Below are 7,574 nucleotides of genomic sequence, written 5' to 3' on the forward strand. Positions count from 1 at the left end.
GCTGTTCCGGCTGTCAACACACACCCGCAAGTGTTCCTTGCGGGTGTTTTTCGTTTTCTGGCGGCTCAGGGATGCTCGTCGTGCTGCTGACTTATCTTCAGGTCAATGATGCGGCCGATCTGGTCATGATAGACCGTCAGCAAATTGTACTGACTCATCTCTGAAATGATTTGTGGGGGAACGTTAAAGCTTCTCGCCAGCTCATCGTGACGCCAGGCATCGGGACGCCGCCGCCTTACCTGGGCGCGACGACGATTGTACTGATACCACAGAATGAGCAACCAGCCGTTAAGCGCGGCGATCAGCAAATAGATCAGCACCGTATTAAACGAGGCAATAATAATGCCCCAGCGGTAGTTGCTCTCCTCGGTTACCTGCATCCACAGATTGGCATAGAGGAAAAACAGAAAACCTCCCCATGCCAGCAGCGTCAGCACCGCATCAAAAAGACGGGGCAATAGCCGATGTTCAGTCAGAATTAGCGTATTTTCGTTCATTGAATGCTTCCTTTTCCCCGGTCCGGACTGATCCAGCGCGCACGTGCACGCTGGCGTTTGAGCATGACTTTTGGAAAGGCGACGAGGGTGGTGAACAGACCAATCATCCAGTACACCATCGGGAACCAGATCACCCAGAAAAGCGAACTCGCCACGTTTCTTTCATAGCGCCGCTCGATATACAAACTGACGAGGAATTGCATCAGACACATGACCCCCAGAAGCAACCCGGTAAATTCAGGAGGAAACAGGCTCTCGACGGTCAGGTTTGTGGGTAACGTAATGATATGGCTGACAATGAACAGCAACACGGTCACCGCATAGGCGAATGCCCACAGCGTTGACAACGCGTACTCTAAAAACAGCGGCCACATGCGATGATGTTCCCAGCGCACGATCTTGCGAAGGTTAACCAGAAAGACCTCTGCACCGCCCTGCGCCCAGCGTAAACGCTGTTTCCACAGACCTTTTAACGTCTCTGGCATCAGGATCCAGCACAGCGCCCGCGGCTCAAAAAAGATATCCCAGTGTCTAAGCTGAAGCTTCCAGCTGATGTCGATATCTTCGGTGATCATATCCGGGCTCCAGTACCCCACATCTGCCAGCGCCTGTCGGCGAAAGGCCGCAATAACGCCGGAGACGGTAAAGACCCTGCCGTAGATCCGCTGCGTCCGTTTGATGAGACCAATAATCGATGAGAACTCACCTACCTGAATACGGCCAATCAGCGTTGATCGTGTGCGAATACGCGGATTCCCGGTGACGGCCCCGACGTGGGGATACTTAATCAGCGGCTCTACCAGATAGGCTGCGGTATCACGATCGAGCAGGGCGTCGCCATCAATACAGACCAGCAGATCGCCGCGTGCCGCCGCCGCGCCGGCCTTAAGCGCCACCGCCTTCCCCTGGTTTTCTGCGAGGTGAATGACGCGCAGGCGCGGCTGTTCCTGCGCCAGCAGCTGCAGCACCTCTGCGGTGTTGTCAGAAGAACCATCGTTGATCGCGATAACTTCGATATTGGGGTAGCGCTGATCCAGCGCGGCGCTAATAGTCTCCCGGGCATTTCTTTCCTCGTTGAAACACGGGATCAGGATTGAAATTAACGGATCGCCGTCTAACGTCGGAGCAGGCGTCTGCTTATCCCATGACCAGTGCCGTTCAAGCTGAAACCAGAAATAGAGCCCCCCGGTTATCCAGAGCACGGACATGAACAGTGGCCAGAAGAAGACAAAATCCAGAATCAGTTCTCCGGTAAAGAGGGCAGCCACACCCAGAGGCAACCCGAATACCAGGCATAAAATAGAGAATGCGATAATGCGATCAGTCATTGTCAGGGTACCAGTACGAAGAAAATTCAGGCCTGATGCGTGAAATATCAGGTTGGTTGTTGATGAAATCGTCGGGGTAGTAACCATAATTTTTGATGCCGTTCAGCTGGAGAACGCGCATCCACTGGGCCAGACGCGTGTCGGGCACGGCACGTTGAGGTTTCTGCTCCCAGTCCCGGGCCTGTAGCTCGAAAATGGTTTTATTGAGTGCACCGGGCCGTGCGGCAACGGCGGCGATCAACCGCGTGAGCCAGGCATCGCTTTCCTCGGCCGGAACGGATTCCATCAGCGGCATAGCCATCGGAACCGTCCAGTCGTAGGTCATCAGAAAATCATCCAGATTTTGTGCAAACCACGCTTCGCTCTCGGGCTGCAGGATGGGCAGGGCGAACATATTCCGCGCAGTTTTAATCTGCGGGCCGCGTATGTTTTTCACCGCCTGGCTAAGGCTGCGGGTAAAGCCGATGAGCGTCTGACTTTTAAAGCGACTCCAGGCATGAAGGGCGGCCGGATCGTGTTGCATCGCGGCGATGCTGCGGTTATTCCAGGCGCGTAGGGCATCCGGGCCGGCATCTTCAAAGTCTGTCAGCACCGCATCGTCGTGAAATAAGATCCCATTGAAGCTGGCGTAGCGGGCAAGATCTTCATAGATTTCCGTGACCTGCTGACGAACCTCGGGGTTCCACGGGGAGAGGCGGATGTAGGGGTCGGTAGCCTCGTGCAATTGGCCCGTTTGACGATCCCAGCGCTGTACCCGCGGGAGTGCGGGTGAGAGATCGAAAGAGAGCACCGGCATCCACGCATAGACTTTTACGCCTGCGCGGGTTTGCAGCTGCCAGGCGACAAAATTAAACAGATCGGCGCGCACCGGAAGCCGGCTGTTAGGGAAGTAGAGCGCTTTGATCGTGCCATCGCCCAGCGGATCGGAAAACGCCTGCAGGAAAACATGACTGATTTTCATGTCGTAAACCCGCTGGACAAGTTTGTTGATGTTGTTGGTTTGCTGGGCCGGATCGGGATCGTAGACATAATCGAGATCGACGTGCATGACGCGCACGGGATCGGCCTCCTGAATCTGGCTGACCGTGCTGGCAAAGGATTTGAGCGAGGGATTTCCGGAAATCAAAAGACGCGGAATATTGCCGAGATCGCGCACATCTGCCAGCCCGTCTTCAAGGGTAAAGGCCAGTTGATAACCCTGCTTTCTGGCGATGGCGAGCGATGTGCCGTTCGCGGCGCCATAGGGCCAGACCCAGGCGCGGGGCGCTTTTCCCGTCACCCGGGTAATTTTATCGGTAACTTTGCGCACGTCATCAGCGATCCGCTGGTTGAACTGCCGATCGGTTTCATAATGCCCCGTCGCTTTATCGTAAAAGCGGTTGGCGATGGCGGGTTCACGGCTTCCCTGTGGGTTAGCCGGTATGCCGTAATGCGAAGCCCAGGTATGCGAGCCAATCTCAACCAGCGGAGACTGGCTTAGCTCCCGCACCATATCCCAGGTTGCAAAGCGCTCGCGGGGTGTCATCAGTCCGCCGAAATTGACCTGCTGATTCGCTGGCGTATCTACCCAACTGCCCACCGGTGCCCACAGCGCAGGGACGTTCCAGGCCTGAAGGAGTGGCCAGACGCGGGTGTAGAAACTGCTGTAGCCATCATCAAAACTGAGTAAATAGGCTCTGGGCGGCAGCGTTTTTTTGCCCTCATGCGCATCCAGAATATCCTGCACGCTAATGGCGTGATAACCGTGATGCACAAGCCAGCCGATCTGCTCGTTTAGGGCGCTGGTACGAACGGACAGGTAGCGCTGATCGGCTGCATCATCTTCAACGTCATGGTAGGCCAGAACCAGAAAATGGTTTTTTGGCCAGGGTTTACTCGCCTCAGGCTGTGGTCGTTCCTGGGGGGACATAAACGAGAGGGCCTGAGCGCAGACGCTCGCGCTGAGGCATAACCAGCCGATAATTATCAGGCTCACAGAAAAACGTTTGTTCAGCATATTCATCCTTAAAAGCGTAAATTCGCATCAAACGTGACGGAGAGATTGCTTTCTCGTTTACCGTCGAAAGGGCGCTTGTCCCAGTTCAGCATCACGCCGCTATCAATGACGTTGTTCCATTGAATGCGCTGCCCGTAACCCAGCAGGGCGATGGCACCAGCGGGCTGATTTTTCTGCCAGTATTCCCCGCCGCCGAGAACGACCTGCTGGCTCCAGAGCGTGTCGTAATGGCGGTACATCTGATGATCGACGGACAGGGCCGCCGTTACGGAGAGATCCCGCTCCGGGTTGTAATAGAGCGTGTCCCGCAGGGTGTTGGTACTCGCTGATATACCCGGTTCGAGATCCAGCGTCAGGGTGGGTGTCTGCCACAGCCGCTCTTTACCCGTAAGGACGAACTCCTGGCGGCGGTTATGGTCGGAAAAGTGGCTGGCAGAGGCGTTAAACTGGTACTCACGGCGTTCGTTTTGATACCAGCGGACCCAGCCTTCTCCCCGGTTTGCGCTGACGCCATTACGCAGTGCCCGTAAAGGCGTCGTGCGTGAAAGACGTTCAAGGTTTCCGCCCACCTGCCAGCTATCGTTCAGGCTGTACGCCGCCGAGAGGCGAGCACCGGGCTTGTTTGCACCGTGATAATGGTTACCGGAGAGTTCTGCTTCGACCAGAAGGTCGCGAGGCCGCCATTCGATGCCGGCAAACAGGTGGCGGCTGCTGCCTTTGCCTTCGTCGAAATTGCCCTGCGCAAATCGGGTTCCACCAAACAGCCGCCAGTTATCCGCGACGGGCGGACCGTAGAGCGTGGCACCCCAGCTCAGATCGTGTGTGCCGCTGACGGGGTTATCAGAGTGCAGTCCTTTGCCCGCGTTCAGACGCAGTTCGGACAGGTGATGGACGTTTCTGAGCCTGTCCAGACGTCGGGCGCTCCCGTCGACAGGCGCGCGGGCGATAACGTCATCGGCCAGTAAATCCATCTGTCGCCACTCCTGCAGATCCATTGCGACGTAGGCCTGCTGCCGTTCGAGCTCGATATTGGATGGCTCCAGCGTCTCGGCCATTTTGAGCTTTTGCTCCGCCGCCCGCGGCAGACCCCGCGCCTGAAGTAAGGTGGCGTAATCAATCTGTAATCCCTGATTTCCCGGCGCTGACGCAGCCAGACGTTGCGCCAGCTTTTCGGCTTGCGGAAGGGCATTGGTCATCAGCAAATAGTTAAAGGTGAGCGACTGCCCGATGAGCCATTGATCGTTGGGTTGCGGGGTTGGCGAACCGAAATCGTAGCGGGTCCAGGGCGTGTTACGGGTTACCTTCTCAACATACTGGCGAGCGGCCTGATACTGCCCGGTATCCAGCCAGGTGTAGAAAAGCGCATGATCGTCGTCCTGCGGATCCGGCGCATAGTCTGGATAACGTTTGAGAAGCGAGAGGGCGGCATCGGCATTTTTCTCCTCCAGATACGCGGAGATAACCCAGCCAATTGCCCAGGTCGGCACGGGATGCTGAGCCGACGTTAACGCCTGATATTCCCTGATGACCTGTTGATAATTACCGTGGGCGTGAAGCGCGCCAAGCCGATCGACACGGGCCCGGATAACGTCCTCCGCTGCCTGAGGTTCGTTTTGCCAGCGGGACAGCAGCTCGTCATAGCGGTTCAGCGCCGCTTGCGCGAGCTGCAAACGCTCTGTTTCGGAACGGGCAGGCACATCGGCAAGGCGTACCATTTCGGCGGCGGCGTTGAGTGCCAGGCGGCGACGTTGCGCGGGGGGCAGCGTCACCGTTTGTGAAAGCCGCAGGGCAGGCGTGTCGGCCCGGTTGTCTGTTAACGCATCAATCAACTCAGTACGAAGGGCGTCATCCGCTGGCGCACTATTCAACGCGCGGATGTCTGCCAAAAGCCGCTCCTGGTTTTTCCCCTGGCGTGAATAGACATAAGAGAGCGTCTGGAGGTGAGCCAGAGAGGGCTTTTCCGCCACCCGTTGCCGGGCTTCCTGCAGAGCCAGTGTATCCATGCGGGCGTCGGCGAGGGTTTTGATGTAGCCGATGCGATAATCGTCGTTATCCGGTGCAAGGTTACACGCCTCCTTCCAGAGCATTAACGCAGGTTGCCACGCCTTTTGGTTTCGCCTTGCCTGAGCAGCAGCAGCCACGCCACGGGCAGGAAGAGGCATATAGACCTTATAACGCAGCCAGACCTGAATAACGTCGTCATCACGACCCGCCCAGGACGCCACCTGCAACCAGTCCGCAACCTGCTCAGGCGTCAGGGCATGTTGCTGCTGATAACGCTGAAGATATTGCAGAAAAGGTGCGTAATTACCGTTACGCGCCTGCTGAATCTGTTGTTCATATACTGATTCTGCTGCCTGAACCAGAAAGGGGAAAAGTAATAACAGAAACAATAAAGCGGGAGTGCGGTAAAAGAATAACGTATTGAAGCGAAGTGATCTTTCCATATCTATTTGCCATTTGTTTATCATAAATCCATTGCATAACACGGCCGCCTTTAAGCACGGGGTTAAAGGCCATAAATGAGAACGTTTAATCTGAATGCAGTTACGTTATGGGGTACTTACTTAAAGGTAATTATGGGTCCTTATGGTCAGGGCTAAGTGGCTGGTAATGTACACCCGATATGTTGGCAGATAAATATGTTGAAAAGCAGGGTGGTTGTTTTGAGATAATTCTGTAATGAGCTGTCCTGAGCGATTATTTTGAAATGAGTTTATATTTGTAAAATTATGATTTTATTGGTTTTTATTTATATTGTGACAAATTTGTTTATATTTTTAATGTGCCTTATTGGTGTGAATTAAAGTACTTTCCGGTGCATGTTTGGGAAGTTTCATGACAAAAATTCTTAATATCCATAAAAGTGACTTTTCTGAGATTGTTTTTTACTTATAATTAATGGCAGCCATTGAATGATAGTCTATGGGAAGACGTATCAATGAATGTGCGAATTGAGGGTCAATCAAAGCCAGAATACATTTATCGTTAATATAAAAGCGCTATAAAACGAAGGCGGACTTCTTTCCGAAGGGTCGTTCTTGCTTTAATCTAAAAGGGATGGTTAGTGGCAACTTCAATAGTGTTAGTGACACAGGATCGCTACCTTGTCAGGGGGATGAGGATATTTTTTCCGGATATAATCCTGCTGGACTCCATTGACAGAAAGATATTTGATAACGGCGCAGATGAATATTCTGTATTGATTGATAGCCGTGCACCGCTGCGTTTATATGATTACCTGATACGCCATCCGGCCAGAACGAAAAAAACAATCTGCTGCGTTATGCTCGATATGCGGCATCGCGAGGAGAATCTGCTCAGCATGAAGTTGTTTATGAACACGTCGCTCACGGCACCCGATATGGCGTCGTTATTCAACCTGGTGCTCAACATGAAGGGCAAACGTCTGACAACAAAGTGGCTGCTGAACTTACGGCTGAGCACGCATGAAGCCATTATGCTGCGGTTGCTCAGGGCTGGCATGGCGATGGAAGAGGTGGCACAGGAACTGAATACGTCGATTAAAAGCCTCTACCGTAAACGGACCGCGCTCTCAGAACGGCTGGGGGCAGAGAACTTCAACGAGGCTTGTTTGTTTATCTTTAAAAATAAACTGCTGGATTCGGATGGGAACGATCCCTAGCTTTGCTTTACCCCAAAAGCAAAAACCCGCCACGAGGGCGGGTTTTCTGAAGAGTGGTGCCCGGACTCGGAATCGAACCAAGGACACGGGGATTTTCAATCCCCTGC

The 7,574-nt window shown here is 54.0% G+C and carries 5 protein-coding genes; 1 reads left to right on the forward strand and 4 read right to left on the reverse strand.

All coding sequences use genetic code 11. The features are described 5' to 3' along the window. Positions 1-65: 65 nt before the first annotated feature. Genes pgaD through pgaA form a run of 4 tightly spaced genes read right to left on the reverse strand, consistent with a single transcriptional unit; the run spans position 66 to position 6,268 of the window. Positions 66-497, reverse strand: a complete 432-nt coding sequence (gene pgaD, locus QLG09_RS08895) for a poly-beta-1,6-N-acetyl-D-glucosamine biosynthesis protein PgaD (protein WP_014171599.1) — start codon at positions 495-497, stop codon at positions 66-68. Continuing rightward, on the reverse strand, positions 494-1,825 hold the full coding sequence (gene pgaC, locus QLG09_RS08900) for a poly-beta-1,6-N-acetyl-D-glucosamine synthase (protein WP_282488838.1): 1,332 nt from the start codon (positions 1,823-1,825) through the stop codon (positions 494-496). The genes pgaD and pgaC overlap by 4 nt, the downstream gene beginning before the upstream one ends. Further along, positions 1,818-3,821 (reverse strand): poly-beta-1,6-N-acetyl-D-glucosamine N-deacetylase PgaB, encoded by a 2,004-nt coding sequence (pgaB, locus tag QLG09_RS08905; RefSeq protein ID WP_282488839.1) that lies wholly within the window; start codon positions 3,819-3,821, stop codon positions 1,818-1,820. Before pgaB ends, pgaC begins: the two co-directional genes overlap by 8 nt. 8 nt (positions 3,822-3,829) lie before the next feature. After that, entirely contained in the window at positions 3,830-6,268 is a 2,439-nt protein-coding gene (gene pgaA, locus QLG09_RS08910; protein ID WP_282488840.1) for a poly-beta-1,6 N-acetyl-D-glucosamine export porin PgaA, read from the reverse strand. 671 nt (positions 6,269-6,939) lie between these two features. Here pgaA and QLG09_RS08915 point away from each other — a divergent pair. Beyond that, complete coding sequence (locus QLG09_RS08915; protein ID WP_044857798.1) at positions 6,940-7,467, forward strand: LuxR C-terminal-related transcriptional regulator; 528 nt, start codon at positions 6,940-6,942, stop codon at positions 7,465-7,467. Positions 7,468-7,574 lie beyond the last annotated feature (107 nt).

The organism is Enterobacter sp. V89_11, assembly GCF_029967775.1.
GTDB classification, from domain to species: Bacteria; Pseudomonadota; Gammaproteobacteria; order Enterobacterales; family Enterobacteriaceae; genus Enterobacter; species Enterobacter ludwigii.